Raw genomic sequence first — 25,667 nt, 5'->3', positions numbered from 1 at the left:
GCGCACGCCTCCCGCGCACGAATGGAGGCATTCGGGCACGAAAGCCCGCGCGAGACCGACTCAGCCGGGCAGGATCGCCCTGCTCCAGGTCGCGTCGGTAGCTCGGCGGTACTCCGTGCGGCGGCTGGCCGCTCGCGGGTTACCCTCCCAGAACGTGAGCCGCGTGGGCTCGATCACGAACCCGAGCCACGTATCCGGGGCAGCCAGGGTGCCGTCTGGGTGAGCGGCCTCGAAGGCGGCCCACTTGTCTTCTTGCTCGCCCGTGGGAAACAGCGCGAACTCGGGGGTATTGAGCCACGCGAGCAGCTGCAGATACCGAGACCGTCGAGCGTAGGCGGAGGCCTCCTCGTCGGGCGAGGCGCGTCGAGCGACACCCTGCACCGTCAACTGCCGCAGATCAGCCGGCCATGCGATCGAGAATGCCACCTCGGGATGGGCCTCGATGTCGGCGACCTTGCGCGAGCGCGAATCCGTGTGCACGAAGAACCCGCTTCGATCGAACTCGCTGAGCAGCACGCTGCGCGCATCCGGTCGCCCGTCGGCGTCGACGGTGGCCAGCGAGATGAGCGGCCGCGCGTGGTCGTCGTTGGCCGGAAGCCAGCCCGTCAAGACCGCGAACGCCTCGTCGGGGATGAGCGCCGCAGAGCGGGGAACGCTCACGCCGACGGCCCCGCCGGGTCGAAGCGTGCGATCTCGGCGAACGCGGCCGCGGCCTGTTCCACGGAGTGCTCGAACAGTTCTGCTCCATACGCCGCGTTGGCCGCGGTCGGGTCGCCGAGCACGCCGTCGGTTCCGAAGTCGTTCGACAGCCAGCCGAACGAGACGGGCTTCTTGAACCCGATGTGCTCGTAGTCGGCCAGGTGCTCAGGCACGCTGCGCTGAGCCAGTGAGAGATCGACCAGGTCGGGCCGGATGTGCATGATCAGCGAGGTCTCGCTGTGGCCTCCGTGGATGCCCAGACCCAGCTCGTCTGGCCCGTCGCCCGTGCCGTCTGCCATCGGAGGCACGATAGGCCCGAGCAGAAACGTCTGCAGCCCGAAGCGACGACGCAGTTCCCTGCAGGCGACCTGCAGCAGCGCGAGGTTTCCTCCGTGGCCGTTGAAGAATGCCACCTTGTTCGCCGGGGTTGCGGCGATCGAGTTGCCCAGGTCGACGATGGTGTTCATCATCGTCTCCCACGTGAGCCACATGGTTCCGGATGCCCAGTGGTGCTCGTCGCTCTTGGTGTACGCCAGGGTCGGCAGAATCCACGCGTCGACGCCCTGCGAGGCGGCGCGCTCGACGGCGGCGTTCGCGATCGCATCCGCCAGCAGGTAGTCGGTCATCAGGGGGAGGTGCGACCCGTGGTGCTCGATCGCGCCCGTCGGGATCACGACCACGGAGTCGGCGTCGAGCGCCGCGGTCGCTGCCGGCCCCGACAGCTCGACGAGTTTGCGTGTTCCCGAAGCGCTCACGACGTGGCCTCGACGACGTTCTTTCCTTGCAGTTTGCCGGGATTCAGTAGCCCGCGAGGATCAGTGCTCTCGGCGAGTGCGAGGGTGCGCTCGACTTCGTGGTCGACGAACCAGACATGCGGGTTGTGCACGCCGACGCCGATCGCCGCGAGTTTGTCGAAGCCCTCGTAGACCTTCTCGGCGCTTTCGTAGATGCCGGCCAGCATGCCGATCGGACGATTCTTCTGGGCCTCGATGTGCAGCATGCCGCCGGGGTACACGGCGTGCACCTCGTCGATGCGATCGACGAGCGCGTCGCCCGCGACCTCGATGTGGAAGTACTTGCCCGGGTCACTCTTCTGCAGCCACTCGATGGGGTGGTTGTACGAGATCATGCTGAGCTTCATGGCGGTCTGGGGGCCTTCACGCACCTCTTCGACGCGGCCTCCCGCGGCCTCGATGAGGGCCGTCGCGGCGGGGACGGCCGCGATGTCGATGATGGCGCGCAGGCTCGCGCGGTCTTTGGGGATGCCCGGGTCGGCGGGCAGCGCATTGGCGAGTACCGGCAGATCGGCAGAGACCAGGCGCGGGGTGGGCTCGAGTTGTCCGATCTCGCGGATCACGGAAATCGCCTCGGAGAAGGTGTCGAAGCTCGCGAACAGACCCCGCCAGTCTTGCAGTGGCTCGAGCGCGATGGTGGCCTGCGCGATGATGCCCGCCGTTCCGTAGGTGTGCACATACGGCTGCGCGTCGTCACCGTCGACGTGCACGAGCTGCGCATCCGGGGTGGCGTGAACGACGTCGAGAGCGAGAACGAATCCCTCGTGGTTGGAGCCGTGGGCGATCGATCCGGTGCCGCCGGAGCCGCCCGACAGGAAGCCGCCGATCGAGGACTGCGCGGTCGAGGGATACATGAGGATCTGCTGGCCCGACTCCCGAGCGGCCTGTTCGATCGTGACGATCGGTGTGCCGGCCAGCGCCGTGAGAAAACCGTTGCCGACCTCGATGACTCCTCGCAGCTTCGAGAGGTCGAGCACGAGACCGTTCTCGATCGGAATGGCCTGGCCGTAGTTGCCGGTTCCCTTGCCGCGAGGAGTGATTCCCACGCCGTGACGAACGGCCGCGGCGACCGCCTGGGCCACCTGCTCGGCCGTGGTCGGGAACGCCACGATGTCGGCGAGGCCCAGCGGAAGCTGCTCGGTGATGATGGGCGACAGATACGAGCCGTCGGCCGAGGCCTTCTCGCGGGCGCGGAGTTCGGTGGTCACGCCCCGCTCACCCAGAATCGCGCTGAGTTCAGTGGCGAGGGATGCGATGGGCTCGGTGAGGTCGGTCATGGTGCGGGTCCTTAGATGGTGCCGAATGATGATGGCCCATCATCGGTCACCTGTCACTCACTCGAGGTGTGCGACAGGCGACCGATGAAGGGCCGACGGTTCTGCAGCTACGGGTTACTTCAGACCGATGGTCTGATCGATGAACTCGTTGGTGAAGAGGTCGGAGGTCTTCAGGCCTTCTGCCGGCGGAGTACCGAGCTTGGTGAAGATCGGCGTGTCGATGTCGAGGACCTTCTGAACGCGCGCCTCGTCGAAGTCGCCGATGTACGCGTTGTCGCCGTTGCTGACCAGGCCGAGCTTCTTCATCGTGTCGACAGAGTAGTCGGCTACGCCCTCGTCGTAGACCCATCCGGTGTCGAACTGGTCGACGAGGTCGAGGATGAGTTTGTTCGTCGCGGCGGGGTCGGCGAAGTAGTCGACCTCTGCCTGCTGCAGAACGGGCACGAGCTTGGTGAGGCACGGCGAGAGCTTCTCGAGATCAGCTGAGCGCACCGAGACGGCCGCCGCATAGATCGGGTAGCCGGCGTCGTGGATCAGCTGGTACGCGACCGGCTTCTTCCAGGCGTCGACCTCGTTCTCGTAGATGTAGGGCTCGGCGCTCGCGAAGCCCTGCTGCGCATCCTTGCCCTGTGCGGTCACGAAGTTGGCGGGCGTTCCGTCGTATCCGCCGTCTGCCTGAGCCTCGGGAACGATTCCTGCGCCCTTGAGGTACTCCATGTAGGCCGCTCCGCCGAAGTACTTGATGATGGCGCCGGCCTTCGCGAGATCAGCGATGGTCTTCACATCGGGGTACGTCTTCGGATCCCACATGATCATCTGCGGGTTGATCTCGAGGGGAGCGAAGACGGCCGTCGTGGGCATGTCGGCCGAGAGCTGGATCGCCTCGTCGGTGTTCGCATAGCCGAGGGTGATGCTGTCGTCGGTGTACATCTGCGAGGTCACGGTCTGGAAGCCGATCGCGGGCCCACCGGAGCGCACCTCGAGATTCACTCCCGTGTATTCGCCCTTCGAGTAGAGGGGGCCCGAGACGCTCTTCTTGCCCGCATCGACAACGGCATCGTCACCGAACATGGAGTACAGGTGGCCGTGCTCCGCCTCCGGGTTCCAGTCGGTCTGGATCGTGATGGTCGCAGGGCAGCCGGCAGCTGCGAGGTCGACCGAGCCGATTTTGAGATCTTTGGCTGCGTCGGTGGCGGTGTCGGTTCCGCCGGCCGAGCAGCCGGTGAGGACGAGTGCCGTTGAGGCGAGAAGACCCGCGGCCATGAGTGACCTCGATCGAGTGATGCGCATTTCATCTCCTTGTGTGATGTGCAGGGTGCAAAACGGTTCGGTGCTGTGAATGGTGCTGCTGTGGAACGGATGAGTCGGGCATCGCCGGCTGCTGTGGGCCTACTTGCTGTAGTCGTACCAGCGGCCGACGGCGAGCTTGCCCAGCCAGCCGAAGACGAGGAAGACCACGACGCCGAAGAGCGAGGCGACGATGATGGCGGCGAACAGTTCGGGGCCCTGCACTCGGGACTGGTAGTTGCTGATCAGGGATCCGAGCCCGGGCTCGCCTCGCCGGAAGAAGAAGTCGCCCACGATGGCGCCGACGACCGCGAGGCCGGCTGAGATGCGCATTCCGGCGAAGATCGCGGGAAGAGCGGCGGGGAACTCGAGCTTCAGCAGCACGGTCCAGCGGCTGGCCTTCTGCAGCTGGAACAGTTCGCGTTGACCCTTGTCGACCGACTGAAGGCCGAAGAGAGTGTTCGACACGATCGGGAACAGCGCGATCATGACGCAGACGATCACGCGCGCGGGAAAGTCGAACCCGAACCAGAACCCGATGAGCGGCACGAGCGCCAGAATCGGGATGCACTGCAGGATGACGGCGTACGGAAAGAGCGACCGCTCGATCCAGCGGGCCTGGCTCATGGCGACAGCCCAGACGAAGCCGATGACGATGGCGATCGCGAGGCCCGTGAGTGCGACTCCCGCCGAACGCCCCAGGGCTCCCATGATGTCGCCCAAGACCTTCGGGTCGAGGAATGCCTCTTCGATGATTACGTGGGGCGCAGGAACCAGGAACGAGCGTGCCGGGTCGAGCAGCACGTAGCTGACGAAGTACCAGATCGCGAGAATCACGATGAAGACGATCACGGGCGGAACCCACGACGGGAAACGGCCGCCGCGTCGCTTCGGCATGTCGGATGCACGGGACATGGTGCGGATCTTGGGGTTCGTGGCGACCGGCCCGGTCGGTGGAGCGGTCGTGGTCACGAGTGGCCCTTTCTGAGCGCGTGCGAGACCTCGCCGGCGAGTTCGGCGAACTCGGGGGTGAAACGGATCTCGGGGTCGCGCGGGTACGCGAAGGGAACGTCGAAGGTCTCGACGATCTTGCCCGGTCGTCCCGACATCACGACGACCCTGGTCGACAGGTAGACGGCCTCCGACACCGAGTGGGTGATGAAGAGCCCGGCGAACTGCTGCTCGGTGAAGAGCTTGATCAGCTCGTCGTTGAGGCGCTCTCGCGTGATCTCGTCGAGGGCACCGAACGGCTCGTCGAAGAGAAAGAGCTCGGGGTCGAGCGTCAGCGACCGTGCCAGGGATGCGCGCATGCGCATTCCGCCCGACAGCGTTCTGGGCAGCTGCTTCTCGAAGCCCGCGAGTCCCACGAGTTCGATGGCCTTGGCTGCCTCGGCCACTCGCGTCTTTTTGGGGATGCCGTTCAGCTCGGCGAGAAGCTCGACGTTGGCCTGCACGGTTCGCCATGGGAGGAGCGTTGCGTCTTGAAAGACGTAGCCGATGCGCTTGGTGGCGACATTCGTCTCGCCTGCCGTCGCGGGTGTGAGGCCGGAGGCGATGCGCAGCAGCGTGGACTTTCCGCATCCCGACGGTCCGACGACGGTGACGAACTCACCCTTCTTCACCGTGAGATCGACGCCGGAGAGCGCGGTCGTGCCGTTGGGAAACGTCATGGCGACGTCGGAGAAATGGAGAAGCTCGGTCGTCGTCGTCTCGGCAGGAGGTTCTGTCGTCAGGGTCATCGGGCTCATCACCTCTTTTCGAGAAGGAGTTCGGCCGACTCGGTGGACCGAGTCGGAAGGGCGGTGTGGTGCGTGACTTCGCTGAAGGCGACGAGGCGCCCCGCGTGGATCACGTACCGGTCGGAGGGTGCGTTCGCGACCACATCCGCGAGATTGGCGCCGCGCACGGCGAGCAGTTCGGCCTTCGCGCCGACGGCGACGCCGGCGGGTTCGAGGTTCATGACCGAGCGGGCCCCCTCGCTGACTGCGGTGTAGGCCTCCGGCACGGTGAGATGCCCGGCGGTCACGAGGAGAGAGGCGGTTTCGAGGGCATCGCTGCGGCCCACCGGGTTGAACGGGTCACGCACGTTGTCGGCGCCCGCACCCAGCCGTACCCCGGCATCCAGAAGCCTGCGAACGGCGGTGAGGCCGCGCGGCGTCGAAACCGGATGCTGCCAGCCCTGCAGGTAGAGATTGGTGATCGGCAGGGTCACGATTCCGATATCGCTGGCGAGAACCTCGTCGATGATGTGATCGAGCTCGTCGAGGTCTAGGGTTCCGAGGCGCACGCAGTGCCCTGCGGTGACGGGCATCGACGCGGGCCAGTCGCGCACGGTGCGGGCAAGCTCGCCGAGTGTGTAGCCGCCCGTGAGGCTCTCGTCGGTGTGGATGTCGACGCCCAGGCCGCGACGCGCCGCTATGGCGAGCAGGCGCTGCAGATCGGCGCTCTGATCGTCGGCGAGATGGGGTGCGCCGCCCACGAGCTCGACTCCCAGATCGAGGGCCGCCTCGACATCGGCGCTGGGGATGGTCGGCCCGGCGAGTGCGGCGAGTTCGATATGCATCAGCTCGCGCAGCTCGTCGCGAACCTGAACGAGTGCCTGCACGCCGCGCAACGGGGAGTCGCCCGAGAGCACATCGACGTGGCAGCGAATGGCTGTCGTGCCGTTCTGCAGAAGCATGAGCGCGGCGCGGCGAGCCCGGTCGGCGATGGACTCGACCGTCATCGTGGCCGAGTAGTCCTTCCACGACTCGATGGCCAGGCCGAGGTCGCCCATAGGCGGATCGATCAGATCCCACGACAGCGCTTTGTCGAGGTGAGCGTGCGGTTCGGCGGGCGCGGTGAGCAGAACGAAGCCGGTGAGATCGAGGGTCTCGGAGGCGGTGGCGGAGCTTGCGCTGCCTGCGGCACTCACGCTGGTGACGGTGTCGCCCGTGATCTCGACATCGACGACGGAGCCATCGGCCAGAGTCGCGGAGCGGAGAAGAGAGACGGTCCTCGGCAATGCGCTCATTGTGTGCCCTCCGATGAACTTCTTGGGGCCCACGGTGGCCGGTTACGTGTCCACTCTAAGCAGTGGATATTTCGGACACGTAACACGAACATTTCCTCGCATGACGATCCGAGGAATGCTCGACGTCAGTGATCGAAGTGTGTCTTCTCCAAGGGTACTGTCACAGTGAACGAAGCAGTATTTTCTCACTGAAAGCCATCACCCCTATGTCACTCCACCTCTCTGAGATCGACGCCGTCGTGAGTCGAATCACCGATGTCGCCGACGGCGTGAAGACGATCGAGTTCCGTGCCGTCGACGGGTCAGAACTTCCCGCGTGGACACCGGGAGCACACCTCGACGTGGTCGTGCGCGAGGGAATCGAGCGGCAGTATTCGCTCTGTGGAGACCCGGCCTACAGACGCTCGTATCGCATCGGGGTTCTGCTCGAAGACGACGGGCGCGGCGGTTCACGTGCGATGCATACGGAGCTCTCCGTCGGAAGCCGGGTGCGTCTGCGCGGCCCGCTCAACCACTTCGAACTCGTTCCCTCCGCCTCGTATCTCTTCATCGCCGGAGGCATAGGGATCACGCCGCTGATCCCCATGATCCATGCCGCCGAAGAGGCGGGAGCCTCCTGGTCTCTCGCCTACGCGGGTCGGTCGCGGCGCACGATGGCGTTCCTCGATGAACTAGAGGCTCGGTTCGGCAGCCGCGTGCACGTGTTCGCGGCTGATTCCGACGAGGGCGAGGTGAGCCGAATGGATGTCGCGGCGCTCGTCGCCGAGGCCTCTGACGAGACGCTCGTCTACTGTTGCGGCCCGGCCCGCCTTCTTGCCGCCGTCGAAGACGCATCCACTTCACTGCCGCACGGCAGCCTGCATCTCGAACGATTCGAGGCCAGAGACGCGGGAGCGCCCATTCTGGACGACTCGTTCGAGGTCGAACTCACGCTGTCGGGAGAGACGCTCACGGTGCCCCCAGACAGGTCGATTCTCGACGTCGTCGAAGATGCCGGTGTGCTCGTGCTCTCGTCGTGTCGAGAGGGAACGTGCGGAACCTGCGAGACGCCCGTCGTCTCGGGCGAGGTCGATCATCGCGATTCGGTGCTGACGCCCGACGAGCAGGCCGACAACGAGGTCATGATGATCTGCGTGTCTCGTGCTGCCTGCCCGCGCCTGGTGCTCGAGCTCTGACCCTTGCGCTGGTTGAGTAGCGAGGAACGAGCGTATCGAAACCATCGTGCGGTGGCCTCGATACGGCAGCTTCGCGGCCTACTCGACCAGCGCGGGTCAGACGGTTCTCGCCGCCAGAAGTTTCGTGAGCGCTGCGGCCAGGTCTCGCTGGTCGTGGCCGACGAGTTCGTAGTCGCGCACGACCACGCGTCCGCCCACCACGACGTGCTTCGGGCGGCGACCGGGGCTCGCCCACAGCAGGCCCGCGACGGGGTCCGCGACTCCGGCGTCGGCGATCCCGGAGACGTCCCAGACGCAGAGGTCTGCTGCGGCGCCATGGCGAAGATGCCCCAGCTCCTCGCGACCGAGACCGAGCGCCGAGCCCTCGCTAGCCATGCCGAGAACCTCGCGTGCGGCGAGAGGGCGCCCGATGAGAGGGGCGACCTGCATTGCGAGACGCGCGTCGGCCAGCAGATGCCCGGCATCGTTGCTGCCGCCCCCGCTCGTGCCGAGCCCGACGGAGATACCGGCTTCACGGAGTGCGGCGACAGGAGCGATTCCCCACCCCATGGGCAGATCGCAGCCGGGCGCGTGGGTCGCGGTGACACCGGCGGATGCGAGCCGCGCGATCTCCTCGGGCGTGACGGCACAGAGATGGGCGATCGTGACATCGGGCGCGAGCCACCCCCACTCCTCGAGCAGATCGATCGGGCGTCGACCGTACTTCTCGAGAGCGATCGCCACGTCGACCTGCTCGTTGGCCTGGGTGCGCCGGCGCAGTCCGTGCCGTTCTGCCACCTCGGCGAGCAACCGGAACGTCTGCTCACTGTCGCTGTGCACCCCGGCTGGCCCGACGGCGAGCTGCAGCATCCCGTCGTTCGAGATGCCCGCCTCGCCGTGCGGAACGAGCGCGCTGACGACGCGCTCCGCTGACAATGCGGCCTCCTCGGGGTCGTCACGAGCGGAGCCACGCACGAAGACGAGTCTGCCGCCCAGTTCTGCGGCAGCCGATGCGGTGGCGCGTGCGATGCCCACATCGTCGCAGCCCGCGGGCCAGGTGAGGTGATGGTCTGCGACGGTGGTGACGCCCGAGAGCAGACCTTCGGCGACGCCGACGAACGCGGCGGCGCGCGCGAGTTCGGGATCGATTCCGACGCGGCCGTAGGCTGCCGCCATCGTCGGCAGCCAGTCGCTCATTGCCACCCCGCGTGTGCCAGGCAGCGTTCGGAACGCGCTCTGCAACAGGTGGTGATGAGCGTTCACGAGACCCGGCGTCACGACGCAACCGGATGCATCCAGCACGTCGATCTCGTCGCTTTCGCTGGTAGCGGCCACGGCCTCAGAGACCACGAACCCATCGGCCAGAGCGAGATCTTCTGCGCTCTCGTGGGTCTCGTCGATCATCGTGCTGACGGCATTGCGGATGAAGAGCATTGACCAGTTCTAGCACCACCGTGTGTCAGGATTGTGTCAGTCGAGGTGAGGCTTTTTTGCCGTGCTCGAAGCCGAAAGTGACCCCATGCTCGATATCGCAGCAGATCTGCTCGAAGCCCTCGGCGCGGGTCGCCGTCTCGCGGTCGCGACCGTCACCACCGTGGATGGCTCGGCCCCGCGGGCGCTTGGCACCTCGATGGCCGTCGACGATCAGGGGCGTGTGCTCGGCAGCATCTCGGGCGGATGCGTCGAGGGCGCGGTCTATCAGGCCGCCGAGGGTGTTCTCGAGACGGGCGTGCCTGCTCTGGCCGAATTCGGCTTCACCGACGGCGACGCCTTCGAGGCCGGCCTCAGCTGCGGCGGACGCATCGAGGTCTTCGTGCACGAGATCACCACAGGTGGCTGTCGGGGCGAGCTCGACCCGCGGGTGCTGCGCGAGCTCGACCCGCGGGTGCTGCGCGAGCTCGAGGCAACACGCGACGGACGCCCGGCGGGCATCGCGATCGTCGTCGCGGGCCGGGCGGCGGGAACCGTGATCGCTGCGACGGCCGCGCCGAGCGACATCGAACGCGACGGGCTCGACCGAGCCGCCGCGCAGCGCATCCTGCACGAGCTGACCGCGCGCGTGTCATCGGGGGTGTCTGGCACGCTCGACGTCGACTGCAATGGCGATGCGCTGCGGGTGCTGTTCGTCGTTGCCGCCACGGCCCCACGCATGATCATCTTCGGGGCCGTCGACTTCTCTGCCGCGCTCGCCGACGCGAGCAGTCTGCTCGGCTACCACGTGACCGTCTGCGACGCGCGCCCCCTGTTCGCCACACCCCAGCGTTTTCCGTCGGCCGACGAGGTCGTCGTCGCCTGGCCGAGCGAATACCTGCGCCAGACCCACACCGACTCACGCACCGTGATCTGCGTGCTGACTCACGACGAGAAGTTCGACGTGCCTCTGCTCAGAGAGGCGCTGCGGCTGCCGGTAGCCTTCGTCGGGGCGATGGCGTCGCGCAGCACCCACGAGCGCCGCATCCGAGCTCTCGAGAGTGCGGGTGTCAGCGCGGAACAGCTCGCCAGGCTGCACTCGCCGATCGGGCTCGACCTCGGCGGGAGCACGCCGCAGGAGACGGCAGTGTCGATCCTCGCGGAGGTCATCGCGGCTCGAACCGGCGCGGGTGGGGCGTCGCTGCGCTCGCAGACAGGCCCCATCCACCGCACCGCGGCGATTCGGGCCGCAGGCTCGTAACGTCGAGCGCGGGGGTTCGCGCGCAACGCGGTGGTTGTGCTCCCGCGCTCGGCGAGAACACCCGCGCTCGACGACGACCTAGTTCTGCAGCAACCGCCAGATGCGGTCGCGTGACATCGGCAGTTCCCTGGGGCGGCGGCCGATGGCATCGGTAATCGCGTTCGCCAAGGCGGGCGCCACGGGGTTGTAGGGCGCTTCGCTCATCGACTTGGCGCCGAACGGGCCGAGCGGATCGCGCGTGTCTGCGAAGTACACCTCGGTCACCGGCAGGTCTGAGATCTGGGGAATGTGATAGTTGCGCAGCACGGTCGTGAGCACGGTTCCTTCGCCGTCGTTGATGATCTCCTCGTAGAGCGCTGTGCCGATGGCCTGGGCCACGCCGCCCTCGATCTGGCCGCGCAGCTGCGCCGGGTTCAAGACGAATCCGGCGTCGGCGGTCTGAATCGACTGAAGAATGAGCACCTCTCCCGTGAGCGTGTTCACGGCGACGCGGAACGCGTGCACGTTGAACGCGATCGAGCGCCGGGCGCCGTCTTCGTTCGCCGTCGCCGTGAGTCCCTCCGGGCCGACGAGTTCGGCGATCGACAGCCGGTGTTCTGTCGAGACGAGCGTGCCGTCGTCGAGTGCCCACACATCCGGTGCTGTCTGCGTGCGTTCGGCGGCGAGCTGGCGCAGCTCGCGAGCGAGCGACTCCGCGGCGGCGAGGACGGCTTTGCCCGCGACGACCGTGCCGGCAGACCCGAACGCGCCGGTGTCGTATCGTGCGGCATCGGTGTCGCTCTGCTTGACCCGGATGCGCGAGGGGCTCGTCGACAACGCGCTCGCCGCGAGCTGGGTGTGCACAGTAGTGGTGCCGTTGCCGAACTCCGCCGTGCCGACGCCGACCGTGTAGCCGCCGTCGGCATCCGCCGTGACGGTCACCTCGGAGAAGTGGCCGCGAGGAGGCATCGTGGCGATCATCGACGAGGCCATGCCCTGACCGACTCGCCACTCGGCGCCGGTTGGAGCAACCGTCGAGTTGCCCCTGGTGAGGGCCTGCTCGGCCAGATCGATGCACTGGTCGAGGCCGTAGCCGCCGAGAATCAGATCGTCGCCCTCGACGTGCGTGACGATCAGCGGGTCGGAGGGAGTGACGGAGTTGAGCCTGCGCAACTCGAACGTGTCGATACCGATAAGGCGCGCCAAGTCGTCGAGCGCTGACTCGATGGCGAAGATCACCTGCCCGAGGCCGTAGCCGCGGAAGGCGCCCGACGGAACGTTGTTCGTGTAGACGCAACGGGCATCCACCCGCTTGTTCGGCACGTTGTACAGACTCACCGATTCTGAGCACGAGTGGTACATCGTGCCCGGGCCGTGATTGCCGTAGGCGCCGGTGTCGGAGAGCAGCTCGACCTTCATCGCGGTGAGCAGACCGCCCGGGTCTGCGCCGAGCGTGACCTGTACCTCCATCGGGTGCCTCGTGGGCGACAGCGTGAACTCGTCTTCGCGAGTGAACTCGTATTGAACCGGCCGGCCCGTGGTGAGTACCGCGAGGCTCACGATGTCTTCGGTCAGAATCTCCTGTTTGCCGCCGAAGCCGCCGCCGACCCGTGCCGTGAAGACGCGAACGGTCGAGGGGTCGCGGTCGAAGAGGCGGCAGATCTCGGTCTGCACCAGGAACGGAACCTGCGAACTGGTGCGCAGCACCAATCGGCCGTCCTCGTCGATCCAGCCGATCGTGGCGTGGGTCTCGAGGTGCGTGTGGGCCACGCGCTGGGTCTGCCAGGTTCCGGTGACCGTGTGCGCTGCCTCTGACAGACCCGCGGCAACGTCGCCGTACTCTCCGTGCAGTTCGGCGACCAGGTTGTGCGCGGGGTCGACAATGCGCGAGGTGGTGCCGTTCTTGTCGCCGTGGATGCTCGGGGCGCCGTCCTGCGTCGACAGGTGCGGGTCGAAGACGGCCGGCAGTACCTCATAGTCGACCTCGATGAGCCGCGCGGCGGCCTCGGCGATGCCGACAGATTCGGCCACGACCGCGGCGACGCGTTGGCCACGGAAGCGCACCACGTCATCGAGCACGAGCGTGTCGTCAGGATCGTCGAGCCGGGACTCGTGACGGGCGGTCGAGAACAGGGTGGCGGGGGAGTGCTCGTGCGTCAGCACCGCGTGCACACCGGGCAGTGCGGATGCGCGACGCGTATCGATGGCCGTGATGCGTGCGTGCGCGTGCGGCGAGGTCAGCACGACGAGATGCAGCAGCCCGGGCACTGCGACGTCGAGTGTGAACGGCTCCTGGCCGCTGACGACGCGCTCGGCGGCCGGTGCCGTGATCGAGGTTCCGATGGATGCGCGCGGCCCGGTCTTGATCACGGGCGTCGTGTGCGGCGCAGGCAACGCCGCCCCGGGTTCGAGCTCTACTCCGCACGAGTCGGTGTGCACGTGATCTATGGCCTCGTGGATCGCGCGGTAGCCGGTGCACCGGCAGAGGTTGCCCTTCAGTAGGCGCGGCAGTTCGGCCAGATCGTCGTCATCGAACGTCGATGCGGTGACGACCATGCCTGCCGTGCAGAAACCGCACTGGAACGCGGCGTGATCGACGAATTTCTGCTGCACCGGCGAGAGGTCGCCCGGCATACCTAGTCCTGCGGCGGTCGTCACGTTTTTTCCCTCGGCGCGGAAGGCCGGGTACACGCACGAGTGCACGGGTGTGCCGTCGACGAGCACGGAGCAGGCTCCGCAGTCTCCGGTGTCGCATCCCTTCTTGACCTCGAAGTGCTGCTGGTCGCGAATGAAGGTGCGTAGGCTCTGGCCGGCGCGAGGCTCTGAGTCGAACTCGTCGCCGTTGATCGAGAACGTCATCGAGATGCCTCCGTGAGTTCGACCCGGATCTCCTCGGCCAGCAATGCGCTGACGGCACGCCGCCAGTCTGCGGCGCCATGCGCATCCGTGAACCAGCTGTCTATGCCCTCGATCGCGGTGCGCAGCTCGGATGCGGTGGGCAGTCCGGCGAAGCGCAGTTGCTCTGGGCGCACGGTCGCGGCAGAGACGGTGAGCACAAAGCTCTCGTCGACGGGATCGAGTCTGCCGATGACGACTGCTCCGCTTCGTCCGATGGCGGAGAGGGCGATTTTTCTGTAGGCCGTCGCGGAGCCGAGCGACCGGGCGGAGACCTGGATCGAGCGCAGCACATCTCCGGAGTCGAGCGACGTGGTCGTGTCTCCCGTGACGAGTTCGCTGACCGGAATCCGCAGGTCGCTGCCATCCGCCTTCCAGATGAGGGCCTCGGCGTCGAGCGCGCTGAACAACGAGGTCATGGGGCCGGCAGGGAGCGCGGTGCAGATGTTGCCTCCCACCGTGGCCACGTTCCAGACCTTGAACGAGCCGAACAGCGCGGTGCAGCACTGGTAGAAGAGCGGGTGGGCGCGCCAACCGTGGTCATCGGGCAGCTGCGAGACCTCGGTAATCGTGGCCGTCGCGGCCACCTCGAGACCCTTGTCGGTGATCTCGAACGGCGTCCAGCCGAAGGCCTGCAGGTCGACGAGTGTGTGGATGAGCGGGTCTGGCTCGGCGAAGAGCACACTTCCGCCCGCCAGGGGCACCGAGCCCTCGCCGAGCTCACGAAGGTCGGAGCGGCTTCGGGCAGAAACCACGCGGTTCACGGTGTTGAGGTCCATGTACGTCTCCTCGTACCGAATCGTTGCGGTGGTGCTGGGTTCCAGTACACCCCACCGATGTGTCGAGTGTGTAAATCACCGCGCCGGGAGCACAATAACCCTATGCAAACGCAGGATCCTGTTGCCGCACTCATTCTTCTCGGCTGGTTGTCCGCTGGCCTTCTCCTGATGATCGCCGTGATCTGTCTGGCTGCCAAGCGCGGGTCGCTCACGGTCAATCCGATGGTGGGACTCCGACTTCCTTCGCTCATGCGCGATGAGGAGTCGTGGCGCGTCGGCCACGCGGCTGCTCTGATGCCGGCCCTCATCGCCCTCGTGCTCGCCGTGGCATTCGACCTGATCGGGTTGGTGGCGTTGCCGGCCTATGGGGTCGCGATTGCCGCGTTCGTCGTCGGGCTCGTGGTCTGCGTCATTCGAGCATCGAAGGCGACTTCGCGCTCAAGCGGACTGTAGCCGGGTGCTGCACTCGGGCCGTCACTCCGTCGAGCGAGAGCCGAGCCCACGCCTCAGCCGAGGGCGGCTACCCACTCCGTCGTGCCGTCGGTGAACCCCTGTTCCTTCCAGATCGGCACGCGAGCTTTGATCTCGTCGACCAGCGCGGCGCACGCGGCGAAGGCGGTGCCGCGGTGCGCCGACGCGACGGCGCAGGCCAGCGCCACGTCGGTGATCGAGAGATCTCCGACGCGGTGTGCGGCGGCGATCGTCGTACCGGGAAAGGCGAGCGCCGTCTCGGCAACGACCTCGCGCAGTACCGCGTCGGCGGTCGGATGCGCCGAGTACCTCAGCCACGCCACGCCCTTGCCCTCATCGTGATCGCGCACGACCCCCGCGAAGGTCACGACCGCTCCGGCATGGTCGTTCTCGACGGCGGCGACGCACTCGTCGACCGTGATGGGCGAATCCGTGACTCGTGCGAAGGCGATGACGGCGGGAGCCGACTCGCCGAAGTCGGTGCCCGGCTCAGGCGTCGGGTGCGTCGCCGACGAGGGAACGTCAGCGCTCATGGTCGCCTCCGTGCAGCTGATCGATCACATGGTCGAGAAGCTCGTCGAGCACGGCGATACCGTCTTTCACCCCTCCGGTCGAGCCGGGAAGATTCACCACGAAGGTCATGCCGCGTGCGATTCCCGCGTGCCCCCGGGTGAGCGAGGCGAGCGGAGTCGACTCGGCGCCGCGTCGGCGGATCGCCTCGATCACTCCCGGCAACTCCCGATCGAGCAACGGCAGCGTCGCTTCCGGCGTGCGGTCGCTCGGGTTCACTCCCGTACCGCCCGTCGTCACAACGAAATCGACGCCCGACGCGACGGCATCCTGGAGCGCGGCGACGACCTCGTCGCCATCCGGAACCACCTGTACGACCGGATCTGCCCAGCCACGCCGACGCAGCCATTCGGCTATGACGGGCCCGGTGCGATCGTCGTAGACGCCGGTCGCAGCGCGGGTCGATGCGACGATGACACGGGCCCGACGCTCTCGGCGTTCGCCGGCAGCGCTCGTCATTCGAGGGTCCAGTCGCCCGACTTGCCGCCCGACTTGGCCGTGACCTGGATGTCGGTGATCACCACGTGCTTGTCGACAGCTTTGATCATGTCGTACAGAGTGAGGGCGGCGACCGATGCGGCGGTCAGGGCCTCCATCTCGACCCCGGTGACGCCTCGGGTCTTCACCGTGGCGGTGATCACGATGCGGTCGTCGCCTGGCGCGAAGTCGATCGTCGCGCCAGACAGGGGCAGCGGATGGCACAGCGGGATGAGCGACGACGTCTGCTTGGCCGCCATGATTCCGGCGACCCGGGACACCGCGAGGGCCTCGCCCTTCGGCAGCTCGCCCGCGAGGAGGAGCCGGAGCACATCGGGGCGGGTGATGACCGTGGCCACCGCGCTCGCGCGCCTCGATGTCTCTGCCTTGTCCGTCACATCGACCATGAGCACCGCGCCATCGGCGCGCACATGGGTGAGGGCGGGTTCGTCAGTCATCGATTCTCCAGACGTCGACCGGGTCGCCGGCGTCGGCGTGGCCGAGCCCGACCGGAAGGTGAACAAGGGCGGTCGAAGCCGCGTAGGAATGCAACAGATGCGAACTCGGACCGCCGACGAGTCGCACGCGCCCATCTGTGCCGATGGAGGCGCGGCGCACCTGGTGTTTACCAACGGGCGAATCGACGGACTCGGCCAGAGGCAGGCGCAGCACCTCGCGTTCGTCGCGGGCGAATCCGGCAAGGCGGCGAAGCACGGGGCGCACGAACATCTCGAACGAGACGAGCGCACTCACGGGGTTTCCGGGGAAGGTCACGACGGGGATTCCGCTCGGATGTCCGGCCGCCTCGACGAGACCCAGTCCCTGGGGCCCACCCGGCTGCATGGCCACGTGCGAGAACTCGACGCCGAGTGGGCCGAGCGCATCGCGCACCACTTCGCGTGCCCCCGCGCTGACGCCTCCGACCGTGATCACGAGGTCGGCCGTCGGCGCACCCTTCTCGACGATGTGCAGCAGGTCTGCCGCATCGTCGGATCGGCACGGCCATGCGACGACCGTGCAGCCCGCGTCGATGAGCGCCTGGCTCAAGACGGCACTGTTCGAGTCGTAGATCTGGCCCGGTTGCAGTGCTGTGCCCGGTTCGCGGATCTCATGGCCGGTGGCGATGAGCAGAACCCGGATGCGGCGGAGGACGTCGATACTCGTGAGCCCCGAGGCCGCGATCACTCCCAGCTGGGCTGGGCCGAGCGCGGCGCCCGCCGCCAGGAGCAACTCGCCCTGCGCGACGTCGCTTCCGCGCCGCCGAACGAACTCGTCGTGATCGGGAGCCGACGCGAACTCGACGGTCAGTGCCTCGTCGCCATCGGCGTTGGTGTCGGTGACGGAAGTCGAACGGAAATGATCGGGAATCGCACGCTCGATCGGAACGATGGCGTCTGCGCCGGCAGGCAGGGGAGCGCCGGTCATGATCGGTGCCGCGGTGCCAGGCTCGATCGCGGAGATGGTGTCGCCCGCATTGATCTGGGGATCGACGCGAAGCCGCACCGTGGCATCCGAGCTCGCACCCGACAGCTCGGCCGCCCGCACGGCATAGCCATCCATCTGCGAGTTGTCGAACGGCGGAAGGTCGGTGGGGGACACGACGTCGTGGGCGAGCGTGCGTTGCCGATAGGCGTCGGGCGCCCCGGCGATACGGGAGGCGGAAAGCGAGATCGTCTCGATGGCGCGCCTCGCGGAGAGTGGCGCGAGCAGCGCCTCTACCGCGGCGCGGTGCTGATCGAGCGAGAGCGAGGTCACCGCTCCATTGTCTCGCAACAGCAGTTGCATCCGCTGGTCGCGAATCGACTCATAATTCCGGTTTTCGGTCGATTTGCGCCAGACAGATGGATCAACCGAGACGCAAGTTAGCTAGTGGGGCGCGTATGAGGAACTAAAGTCGTATTTGTGACGCAGATACGGATACGAGATGCCGCGGTGTTCCTCGGCGTCAGCGACGACACTGTTCGGCGCTGGATCGAGAACGGCGCGCTCGCCTCGTCGCTCGACGAGGGCGGCCGCAAGGTCGTCGACGGTGTCGACCTGGCTCGACTGGCGAAAGAGCACTCCGCCAACCCGGTCGACCCGTCTGACATGAACAGTTCCGCACGCAACCGTTTCGTCGGGCTCGTCACGAAGGTCACGAGCGACCTGGTGATGAGTCAGGTCGAGCTGCAGTGCGGCCCCCACCGCGTCGTGTCGCTCATGAGCACCGAGGCGGTTCGCGACCTCGACCTGAAGCCCGGCTCGGTGGCCGTTGCCGTGATCAAGTCCACCAACGTGATCGTTGAAGCATCCAGGAGCAACTCGTGAAGAAGGTCGTTCTAGCCTCTCTCGCCGTCGTGGGCGCTGTATGCCTGCTCGCTGGGTGCGCGTCCCCTTCGACAGGCTCAGGCGGTGCGACCTGGTCAGGCAACACGCCGAGTGAGACGCCCGTCGGCGACCAGACGCTCTCGGTGTTTGCTGCGGCATCGCTCAAGGGCACCTTCACCGAGCTGGCGAGCGAGTTCGAAAAGTCGCACCCCGGTGTGACCGTCTCGTTGACCTTCGCAGGCTCCGCCGACCTGGTGTCCCAGGTCACCGAGGGAGCGCCGGCAGACGTCGTCGCGTTCGCCGACGAGAAGAATATGGCGAAGCTGACCGACGCGAAGCTGATCCGCGGCACCCCGCAACTCTTCGCGAGCAACACCCTCGAGATCGCGGTGCCTCGAGGCAACCCGGCCGCCATCACCTCGTTCCAAGACCTGACCAAACCCGACGCCAAGGTGGTTATCTGCGCCGCGCAGGTTCCCTGCGGATCCGCGACGGCCAAGATCGAGCAGGCCACCGGCATCACGCTCACCCCCGTGAGCGAGGAATCCGCCGTGACCGACGTGCTCGGCAAGGTCTCGTCAGGCGAAGCGGATGCCGGACTCGTGTACGTGACCGACGTCGAGGCTGCGGGCGATGCGATCGAGGGCATCACCTTTCCCGAGGCGGCCGGCGCCGTGAACAAGTATCCGGTCGGAGTCACCACGGCGGCGGTTCAGCCCGAACTCGCAGCAGAATTCGCAACTCTTATCACCGGTGCAGACGGTCAGAAGATCCTTGCTTCCGCAGGATTCGCCAAGCCCTAGTGTCTGAACGCATGCGACAGCGCTCGACTCTCGGCGGCATCCCTGCTTGGGTTGCTGTCATCGCCGCTGTCGGTGCGCTGCTCATCATCGTTCCGATCGTCAGTCTTGCCACCCGCGTCGATTGGCCCAACTTCGCCGCGCTCGTCAGCAGCCCCTCATCGCTGGCCGCGCTCGCCCTGAGCCTGCGCACCTCGGTCGCCAGCACCGCGCTCTGCGTTCTGCTCGGCGTTCCGCTAGCGCTCGTGTTGGCGCGCACGAGCTTTCCCGGAAAGCGCATCCTGAGGGCACTCATTCTCCTTCCGCTTGTTCTTCCGCCGGTCGTCGGGGGCATCGCGCTGCTCGCGGCCTTCGGGCGTCGGGGGCTTCTCGGTTCTTCGCTCGAGACGATGGGAGTGAGCATCGCCTTCTCGACGGTCGCCGTGGTGCTCGCGCAGACCTTTGTCGCTCTGCCCTTCTTGGTGCTGAGCCTCGAGGCGGCCTTGCGTGCGGCCGGATCGCGGTACGAGGCCGTCGCATCCACTCTGGGCGCATCGCCCAGCACCGTCTTTCGCCGGGTGACCCTGCCGCTGGTGCTGCCTGGCCTGGTCACCGGTGCAGTGCTCGCATTCGCCCGGGCGCTCGGCGAATTCGGAGCGACTCTGACCTTCGCCGGCAGCCTCGAGGGCGTCACCCGAACGTTGCCGCTCGAGATCTACCTGCAGCGCGAGACCGATCCCGACGCGGCCGTCGCCCTGGCCTTGGTGCTCGTGGTCGTGGCGGTGGTCGTGATGATCGTCACCTACGGGCGCAGGGAGATTCGATGAGCCTCGATGTCCACGCGGTCGTGGAGCCCGGCCGGCTCGATGTGCGCTTCTCGCTCTCCGAGGGTGAGACGCTTGCCGTTCTCGGGCCGAACGGTGCTGGAAAGTCGACGCTTCTCGACGTTCTCGCCGGTCTCGTGAGGCCGGAGTCGGCACACGTTCGTCTGGGCGACGCGACGCTGGTCTCGACCGGCCACGACGCTCGTGACATCTGGCTGCCGCCCCACTCGCGCGGGGTCGCGTTGCTCGCGCAAGAGGCTCTCCTCTTTCCGCACCTCAGCGTGCGCGACAACGTGGCATTCGGCCCCCGCAGCGCGGGCTGTGATCGAGCCGAGGCCCGACGCATCGCCGAGCGCTGGCTCGAGAGAGTGGATGCCACGGGGCTGGCCGATCGGCGCCCCCGGCGGCTCTCGGGCGGCCAGGCCCAGCGCGTCGCGGTAGCCAGGGCGCTGGCGACCGAGCCGAAACTGCTGCTGCTCGACGAGCCCTTCGGGGCTTTGGACGCGGGTGTCGCTCCGGCGATGCGGCTGCTGCTGTCTGAGGTGCTCTCCGATCGCACCGTGGTGCTCGTCACTCATGACCCTCTCGATGCGCTCGCGCTCGCCGACCGGGTGATCGTTCTCGACGGTGGGCGCATCGTCGAAGAGGGCGCGACTCGAGAGGTTCTTCTGAACCCCCAGACAGAATTCACCCGTCTCTTGACCTTCGGACTGGCTGCTGGCTGACACGTCGTTTCGACAAACGTAGGGAGTCTCGGCAGGGTTGCGCCGCCGAGGGACGACGTAGGCTGGGTGAATGAGCATCACGCTCGGCATGCCGACGATCCCGATCCGCGGCACGACTGTGACGCCTGGCCAGCCCCAGGCATCCGATCGCCCTGCCGTGCCAGGTCTTCTCGACCGTTTCGGTCGCACCGCCACAGATCTGCGCATCTCGTTGACCGACAAGTGCAATCTGCGCTGCACCTACTGCATGCCCGCCGAAGGGCTGCCGTTCTTGGCAGGGCCCAAGCTCTTGACCCGCGAGGAGATCGCGCGCCTCGCCCGCATCGCCGTGCAGGAGCTCGGGGTGCGGCAGATCCGCTTCACCGGAGGCGAGCCGCTGCTGCGCAAAGACCTCGTCGAGATCATCGAAGACTGCGCAGCCCTCGAGCCCCGCCCCGAGATCTCGCTGACCACCAACGCGATCGGGCTGAAGAGCCGCGCGGCGGCGCTCGCGGAGGCGGGTCTCGACCGCGTCAACGTGTCGCTCGACTCGATCTGCGCCGAGACCTTCGCCACCATTACCCGTCGGCCGTTCCTCAATCGTGTGCTCGAGGGCATCGACCAGCTGCGCTCCGTGGGCCTCGAGCGCACCAAGATCAATGCTGTGCTGATGCCGGGCATCAACGACGACCAGGGTGTCGAGTTGCTCGAATGGGCTCTGGCGGGCGGACATCAGTTGCGTTTCATCGAGCAGATGCCTCTGGATGCCGACCACTCGTGGACACGCGACGGCATGATCACCGCAGCCCAGATCCGCGAGAAGCTCGAGGTGCGCTACGTGCTCACGCCCGATGAGGCTCCGCGCGATGGTGCCCCCGCCGAGCTGTACCAGGTGCGCGAGAAGTCCGATCCGACCGGCGCACTGCTCGGCATGGTCGGAATCATCGCCAGCGTCACCGAGAATTTCTGCGACGACTGCCGTCGCACCCGCATCACCGCTGAGGGCGGGGTTCGCAGTTGCCTCTTCTCCGAGGGAGAGACCGACCTGCTCGCGCTGCTCCGCGGAGGGGCGACCGACGAGGCGATCGCCGATCTCTGGCGAGCGGCGATGTGGGCGAAGCCATCCGGCCACGGTATCAACGCATCAGGATTCGAGCAGCCGGCCCGATCCATGAGTGCGATCGGTGGCTGACATGCAGGTGCAGGTGAGGTACTTCGCCGCGGCCAAAGCCGCCACGGGCGTGGCTGAAGAGGTGCGCGCGATCGGCGACGGCCACACGATCGGGGCTCTGCTCGACGAGCTCGGAGAGGATCCCCGAGCGGTCTTCGCGCGCTGCTCGTTCATTCTCAACGAGGTCTCCACGACCGACCGCGACATCGTGCTGCGCGACGGTGACCACTTAGACGTGCTGCCCCCCTTCGCCGGCGGCTAGCGTTCTGGACTCATGACGTTCCGCATCGATTCGAGCTTTCTTCCCGTCGACCTCGGCGGCGGTGCTTCTCTTGTTCTGCGAGACCTCGACACGGTCGATGAGATGCTCGCCCTGACCGAACGCAACCTCGGTCGGCTCCGGAAATGGGAGCATTGGGCCCACGCTGAGCAGACCCGCGAAGCGCTCGCCGCGTACACGACCTGGCTCGTCTCCCAGTACTCCCTCGGATACGCGGTACCCGCCGCGATCCGGCTAGATGACCAGCTCGTCGGGGCGGTCACAGCGCGAACAGACTCCTATTCGCTCGTCACCGAGCTGGGGTTCTGGATAGACGGGGCATTCGAGGGCCGCGGGCTTGTCGGGCGAGCTTCCGCGGCGCTTGTGCACCGTCTTCAGAACGCGGGTGCGCCGCGCATCGAAATCAAGACCTCAGTGCAGAACGATCGGAGTCGACGCGTTGCGGAGCGCCTCGGCTTCGTTCACGAGGGAACGCTGCGTTCTGCACTGCAGGTGGGTGACACCCGGCACGACCTGGCGGTGTACAGCTGGGTTCCGCTCACCGATCAGTAGTACCCCGCGTCAGTAGTATCCCGCGCGGACAGTGGGTATAGGTATGCCTGCACCTTTTGTCCGCACCGGTACCCGCTGCTGCGGCAGGTCACGCGCGGCGCGCTTCGGCCTCGACTTTCGCGCGGTACGCGGCCCACTCCTCTGCCGAGCGTGCGGGGATGTTCGGGTCTGCAACTCGCAGGCCCACCTCGCCGTCGATACTCTCGCGGAGGATGTCTGCGTGGCCCGCATGCCGAGCGGTCTCTGCAATCACGTGCACGAGAATCTGGTGCAACGTCACGCGGCGGGACTCCGGTAGCCACCACGGCACCTCGCCGGCGGCATCCAGATCGAGCGCCTCGATGGTCGCGTCGCTGTGCGCCGCCGAGTAGTGGTGGAACTCGATGATCTCGGCACGCGACTCGGCGGCGGGCACCCACATGTCGGCATCGTCGGCCGCATCCTCGGCCAGCCAGGGGATCGCGCGATCGGCTGGCCGACCGAACGCCACCCCGAAGTATTCGAGCTGCACGCCCGCGACATGTTTGACGAGACCGAGGAGATTCGTGGCCGTGGGAGTCAGCGGACGTCGTAGTCGCTGAGCCCTTCGACCTTCGTCAGCAGGCTGTCGCGCCCGCGCCGCAGGTAGGTGTGCAGAATCTCTTTGTCATTCATCTGGCAACTCCGAGCCGAATCAGTACCGCGCCTTGTCGGGCTCGATCTCGGTGACCCATGCGTCGACGCCGCCGCCGAGGTCGGAGATGTTCGACCATCCGTTCTGGGCCATGTAATCGCGGGCCTGGCCCGAGCGGCCGTCGTGGTGGCAGTAGAGGATCACTCGGTCGTCTTGCGGCATCTTCTCGCGCGCTTCGTCGGTGAGCAGCTGGCTCATCGGGATCAGTTCCGATCCCTCGATCGCGACGATGTCGCGCTCCCACGGCTCGCGGACGTCGACCAGCACGAACTTCTGCTCGCCTCGCTCGCGGGCGTCGAGCAGGGCCTTCAGCTGGGCCGGTGTCATGCGCTCGGCGGTCGGTTCGGGCAGGGCGGTGGATGCGTCGGGCTGGGTCACGGGGGTGCCTTTCGTTTGGTCGGTCGCGGGGGATACCGGGGGTGTCGGCGTGGTCTGCGGTGAGAACTCCGAAGCGGACGTCGGGGCCGCCGCCCGCTCGCGCGGAGCCGCGCCGCGAGCGGCCGGGCCGAAGCGGATCTCGCGCCACGTCGCATCCAGCCCGTCGTGCACGAGCAGCCGGCCCAGGAGCAGTTCGCCGAAGCCGAGCAGCAGTTTGATGGTCTCGGTCGCCATGACCGAGCCGATCGAGGCGCAGATCGAGCCGAGCACTCCCGCGGAAGCACAGGTCTCGCCCTCTGCGGCGGCGGGCTCCTCGGCGAAGAGGTCGCGCACGGTGACGCCCTGGCCGAGGGAAGCGGGCGGGGAAGCCCAGAACACGGTGGCCTGGCCGTCGAATCGCAGCACCGACCCCCACACGTAGGGCTTGCCCAACAGCTTGGCTGCGTCGTGGGCGAGGTACCTGGTCTCGAAGTTGTCTGTGCCGTCGACGATCACGTCGTAGTCGGCGACCAGGGCGAGCACGTTCGCCGAGGTGAGCCGCACCACCAGAGGCACGACGTCGATCAGCGGATTGAGTTCGGCCAGGGCCTCGGCTGCCGCTACGGCCTTCTGCCGCCCGACATCAGTCGTGCCGAAGAGCGTCTGTCGTTGCAGGTTGGAGGGCTCGACCGTGTCGGAGTCGACGACGCCGACTGTTCCGACGCCCGCCGCCACGAGGGAGGTGAGGATGGGCGATCCGAGTCCGCCCGCGCCGAGTACGAGCACGCGCGACGCCTTGAGCCGGCGCTGGCCGTCCATGCCGATCTGCGGGAGCGTGAGCTGTCGTGCGTAGCGGCTGAGTTCGGCCGGTGTCAGCGCGGGGCCGGGCGAGACGAGCGGGGGATGAGCCATTCCGGCGGGAGTCCTATCGGATCGATGCCCCGGTGCGACCGAGAGCGAGCAGACGCTTCAAGCGTACGCCGCCTAGCATGAGCGATATGCAGGCAAGGATCTCGGCGGCGTTGGCCACAGGCGCAGCGGCCGTCGCCATTCTCGGGCTGCTCGCGGCCTGCACAGCGGATGCCCGGGAAGACGACCAGGCGTCGCCCACGCCGACGGGGAGCACCTACTTCGTCGTCACGTCCGACAGTGTGACGCTGCCGCCCTTCGGCGAAGCGGCCGACTACCAGCTCGGCGGCAGCTACGACGTCGATGACGCAGTGAAGATCGTCGCTCGCGACAGCACCTCCACGCCCGCGGAGGGCGTGTACTCCATCTGTTATGTCAACGGTTTTCAGTCGCAGCCCGGCGACGACGAGCGGTGGAGCGTCGATAATCCCGATCTGGTGCTGCGGGACGACGACGGGCAGGCCGTCATCGACCCGAACTGGCCCGACGAGTTCATTCTCGACACGTCAAGCCCCGAGAAGAGGCAGCGCATCTCGCGCATGATCGGCGCCTCGATCGAGACGTGCGCCGACAAGGGCTTCGATGCGGTCGAGATCGACAACCTCGACACGTACTCGCGCAGCGATGGGCGCCTCAGCATCGACGACAACCTGGCGCTCGCGAAGCTCTTCGCCGACCGCGCTCACGGGCACGCCATGGCGATCGGGCAGAAGAACTCGGCCGAGTTGGGCGCGCTCGGGCGTACGAGGGCGGGTTTCGACTTCGCCGTGACCGAGGAGTGCGTGCGTTTCGAGGAGTGCGGCGCATACGCCGAGGTCTACGACGACAGGGTGATCGACATCGAGTACACCGACGACCTCTCGGCGCCGTTCGACGAGATCTGCGCCTCTGCTGGCAGGCCAGCCACCACCATTCTGCGCGACCGCAACCTCGTCGCGAAGGGCGAGGCCGATTACGTGTTCGAGCATTGTTGACGAGCCTGGCCCCGGGTTCCGCGCCGGTTCGGTACCGTAGAGCAATCACGGGCAGTCAGAACGAAGCGGAG

At 67.0% G+C, this 25,667-nt stretch carries 27 protein-coding genes; 11 read left to right on the top strand and 16 right to left on the bottom strand.

From position 1 onward, the window contains the following. Positions 1-60: 60 nt before the first annotated feature. The 7 genes from B9Y86_RS00730 to B9Y86_RS00700 all read right to left on the bottom strand — a co-directional run bounded on the left by B9Y86_RS00730 (position 61) and on the right by B9Y86_RS00700 (position 7,070). Positions 61-660 (bottom strand): pyridoxine/pyridoxamine 5'-phosphate oxidase, encoded by a 600-nt coding sequence (locus B9Y86_RS00730; RefSeq protein ID WP_085482007.1) that lies wholly within the window; start codon positions 658-660, stop codon positions 61-63. Continuing rightward, complete coding sequence (locus B9Y86_RS00725; RefSeq protein WP_085482005.1) at positions 657-1,454, bottom strand: creatininase family protein; 798 nt, start codon at positions 1,452-1,454, stop codon at positions 657-659. Before B9Y86_RS00725 ends, B9Y86_RS00730 begins: the two co-directional genes overlap by 4 nt. Further along, positions 1,451-2,770 (bottom strand): FAD-binding oxidoreductase, encoded by a 1,320-nt coding sequence (locus B9Y86_RS00720; protein WP_085482003.1) that lies wholly within the window; start codon positions 2,768-2,770, stop codon positions 1,451-1,453. Before B9Y86_RS00720 ends, B9Y86_RS00725 begins: the two co-directional genes overlap by 4 nt. A 114-nt stretch (positions 2,771-2,884) precedes the next feature. Next, positions 2,885-4,060, bottom strand: coding sequence for a substrate-binding domain-containing protein (locus B9Y86_RS00715; protein WP_085482000.1), 1,176 nt, complete (start codon positions 4,058-4,060; stop codon positions 2,885-2,887). 99 nt (positions 4,061-4,159) lie between these two features. Continuing rightward, a complete protein-coding gene (locus B9Y86_RS00710) occupies positions 4,160-5,029 on the bottom strand; it encodes an ABC transporter permease (protein ID WP_244894570.1) in 870 nt (289 codons plus the stop codon). Continuing rightward, positions 5,026-5,796: an ABC transporter ATP-binding protein gene (locus B9Y86_RS00705; protein WP_085483639.1), complete on the bottom strand. Its 771-nt coding sequence runs from the start codon at positions 5,794-5,796 to the stop codon at positions 5,026-5,028. The genes B9Y86_RS00710 and B9Y86_RS00705 overlap by 4 nt, the downstream gene beginning before the upstream one ends. Positions 5,797-5,804: 8 nt before the next feature. Beyond that, on the bottom strand, positions 5,805-7,070 hold the full coding sequence (locus tag B9Y86_RS00700; protein WP_085483637.1) for an amidohydrolase family protein: 1,266 nt from the start codon (positions 7,068-7,070) through the stop codon (positions 5,805-5,807). A gap of 206 nt (positions 7,071-7,276) precedes the next feature. Between B9Y86_RS00700 and B9Y86_RS00695 the strand changes: the two genes are divergently transcribed. After that, positions 7,277-8,245, top strand: a complete 969-nt coding sequence (locus B9Y86_RS00695) for a PDR/VanB family oxidoreductase (RefSeq protein ID WP_085481998.1) — start codon at positions 7,277-7,279, stop codon at positions 8,243-8,245. Positions 8,246-8,341: 96 nt separating this feature from the next. Here the strand turns inward: B9Y86_RS00695 and B9Y86_RS00690 are convergent, their stop codons facing one another. Continuing rightward, positions 8,342-9,658, bottom strand: a complete 1,317-nt coding sequence (locus B9Y86_RS00690; protein ID WP_085481996.1) for an amidohydrolase family protein — start codon at positions 9,656-9,658, stop codon at positions 8,342-8,344. 85 nt (positions 9,659-9,743) lie between these two features. Between B9Y86_RS00690 and B9Y86_RS00685 the strand changes: the two genes are divergently transcribed. Next, complete coding sequence (locus B9Y86_RS00685; protein WP_085481994.1) at positions 9,744-10,895, top strand: XdhC family protein; 1,152 nt, start codon at positions 9,744-9,746, stop codon at positions 10,893-10,895. Between the two features lie 78 nt (positions 10,896-10,973). Here the strand turns inward: B9Y86_RS00685 and B9Y86_RS00680 are convergent, their stop codons facing one another. Beyond that, the gene (locus B9Y86_RS00680) at positions 10,974-13,733 is read right to left on the bottom strand and encodes a molybdopterin-dependent oxidoreductase (protein WP_085481992.1); all 2,760 of its coding nucleotides are present in this window, start codon (positions 13,731-13,733) and stop codon (positions 10,974-10,976) included. After that, the gene (locus B9Y86_RS00675) at positions 13,730-14,548 is read right to left on the bottom strand and encodes an FAD binding domain-containing protein (RefSeq protein WP_085481990.1); all 819 of its coding nucleotides are present in this window, start codon (positions 14,546-14,548) and stop codon (positions 13,730-13,732) included. Before B9Y86_RS00675 ends, B9Y86_RS00680 begins: the two co-directional genes overlap by 4 nt. A 102-nt stretch (positions 14,549-14,650) precedes the next feature. On the opposite strand from B9Y86_RS00675, the gene B9Y86_RS00670 reads away from it, so the two are divergent. Continuing rightward, positions 14,651-15,001, top strand: coding sequence for an SdpI family protein (locus tag B9Y86_RS00670; protein ID WP_085481988.1), 351 nt, complete (start codon positions 14,651-14,653; stop codon positions 14,999-15,001). Positions 15,002-15,054: 53 nt separating this feature from the next. Here the strand turns inward: B9Y86_RS00670 and B9Y86_RS17275 are convergent, their stop codons facing one another. Genes B9Y86_RS17275 through B9Y86_RS00655 form a run of 4 tightly spaced genes read right to left on the bottom strand, consistent with a single transcriptional unit; the run spans position 15,055 to position 17,821 of the window. Further along, positions 15,055-15,552, bottom strand: a complete 498-nt coding sequence (locus tag B9Y86_RS17275; RefSeq protein ID WP_139824670.1) for a molybdenum cofactor biosynthesis protein MoaE — start codon at positions 15,550-15,552, stop codon at positions 15,055-15,057. Next, on the bottom strand, positions 15,542-16,048 hold the full coding sequence (locus B9Y86_RS17270) for a MogA/MoaB family molybdenum cofactor biosynthesis protein (protein ID WP_139824669.1): 507 nt from the start codon (positions 16,046-16,048) through the stop codon (positions 15,542-15,544). The genes B9Y86_RS17275 and B9Y86_RS17270 overlap by 11 nt, the downstream gene beginning before the upstream one ends. After that, positions 16,045-16,524 carry a cyclic pyranopterin monophosphate synthase MoaC gene (gene moaC, locus B9Y86_RS00660; RefSeq protein ID WP_085481986.1) on the bottom strand — a complete coding sequence of 160 codons (480 nt, stop codon included), beginning with the start codon at positions 16,522-16,524 and terminating at the stop codon, positions 16,045-16,047. Before moaC ends, B9Y86_RS17270 begins: the two co-directional genes overlap by 4 nt. After that, on the bottom strand, positions 16,517-17,821 hold the full coding sequence (locus B9Y86_RS00655; RefSeq protein WP_244894569.1) for a molybdopterin molybdotransferase MoeA: 1,305 nt from the start codon (positions 17,819-17,821) through the stop codon (positions 16,517-16,519). Before B9Y86_RS00655 ends, moaC begins: the two co-directional genes overlap by 8 nt. Before the next feature lie 147 nt (positions 17,822-17,968). Here B9Y86_RS00655 and B9Y86_RS00650 point away from each other — a divergent pair, with 147 nt between their 5' ends. The 7 genes from B9Y86_RS00650 (at position 17,969) to B9Y86_RS00620 (ending at position 22,683) form a co-directional block, all read left to right on the top strand. Next, on the top strand, positions 17,969-18,373 hold the full coding sequence (locus B9Y86_RS00650; RefSeq protein ID WP_085481982.1) for a TOBE domain-containing protein: 405 nt from the start codon (positions 17,969-17,971) through the stop codon (positions 18,371-18,373). Further along, the gene (modA, locus tag B9Y86_RS00645; protein ID WP_085481980.1) at positions 18,370-19,176 is read left to right on the top strand and encodes a molybdate ABC transporter substrate-binding protein; all 807 of its coding nucleotides are present in this window, start codon (positions 18,370-18,372) and stop codon (positions 19,174-19,176) included. Before B9Y86_RS00650 ends, modA begins: the two co-directional genes overlap by 4 nt. 11 nt (positions 19,177-19,187) lie before the next feature. After that, positions 19,188-19,979, top strand: a complete 792-nt coding sequence (locus B9Y86_RS00640; protein ID WP_085483635.1) for an ABC transporter permease — start codon at positions 19,188-19,190, stop codon at positions 19,977-19,979. Further along, complete coding sequence (locus tag B9Y86_RS00635; RefSeq protein ID WP_085481978.1) at positions 19,976-20,701, top strand: sulfate/molybdate ABC transporter ATP-binding protein; 726 nt, start codon at positions 19,976-19,978, stop codon at positions 20,699-20,701. Before B9Y86_RS00640 ends, B9Y86_RS00635 begins: the two co-directional genes overlap by 4 nt. Positions 20,702-20,771: 70 nt before the next feature. Next, positions 20,772-21,872, top strand: a complete 1,101-nt coding sequence (gene moaA, locus B9Y86_RS00630; RefSeq protein WP_085481976.1) for a GTP 3',8-cyclase MoaA — start codon at positions 20,772-20,774, stop codon at positions 21,870-21,872. 1 nt (position 21,873) lies between these two features. Continuing rightward, positions 21,874-22,113 carry a MoaD/ThiS family protein gene (locus B9Y86_RS00625; protein ID WP_085483633.1) on the top strand — a complete coding sequence of 80 codons (240 nt, stop codon included), beginning with the start codon at positions 21,874-21,876 and terminating at the stop codon, positions 22,111-22,113. Between the two features lie 12 nt (positions 22,114-22,125). Then, positions 22,126-22,683 (top strand): GNAT family N-acetyltransferase, encoded by a 558-nt coding sequence (locus B9Y86_RS00620; protein WP_085481974.1) that lies wholly within the window; start codon positions 22,126-22,128, stop codon positions 22,681-22,683. Between the two features lie 88 nt (positions 22,684-22,771). Here B9Y86_RS00620 and B9Y86_RS00615 read toward each other — a convergent pair whose 3' ends face one another. Together B9Y86_RS00615 and B9Y86_RS00610 are read right to left on the bottom strand one after the other, a co-directional pair. Then, on the bottom strand, positions 22,772-23,245 hold the full coding sequence (locus tag B9Y86_RS00615; RefSeq protein WP_342351711.1) for a DinB family protein: 474 nt from the start codon (positions 23,243-23,245) through the stop codon (positions 22,772-22,774). Between the two features lie 111 nt (positions 23,246-23,356). Continuing rightward, positions 23,357-24,625 (bottom strand): ThiF family adenylyltransferase, encoded by a 1,269-nt coding sequence (locus B9Y86_RS00610; RefSeq protein WP_085481972.1) that lies wholly within the window; start codon positions 24,623-24,625, stop codon positions 23,357-23,359. Positions 24,626-24,711: 86 nt separating this feature from the next. Here B9Y86_RS00610 and B9Y86_RS00605 point away from each other — a divergent pair, with 86 nt between their 5' ends. Continuing rightward, entirely contained in the window at positions 24,712-25,596 is an 885-nt protein-coding gene (locus B9Y86_RS00605) for an endo alpha-1,4 polygalactosaminidase (protein ID WP_085483631.1), read from the top strand. Positions 25,597-25,667: the final 71 nt, after the last annotated feature.

This window comes from Agreia pratensis, from assembly GCF_900177685.1.
In the GTDB taxonomy this organism is placed as follows: Bacteria; Actinomycetota; Actinomycetes; order Actinomycetales; family Microbacteriaceae; genus Agreia; species Agreia pratensis.
This window is presented reverse-complemented; position numbering and strand designations above follow the sequence as displayed.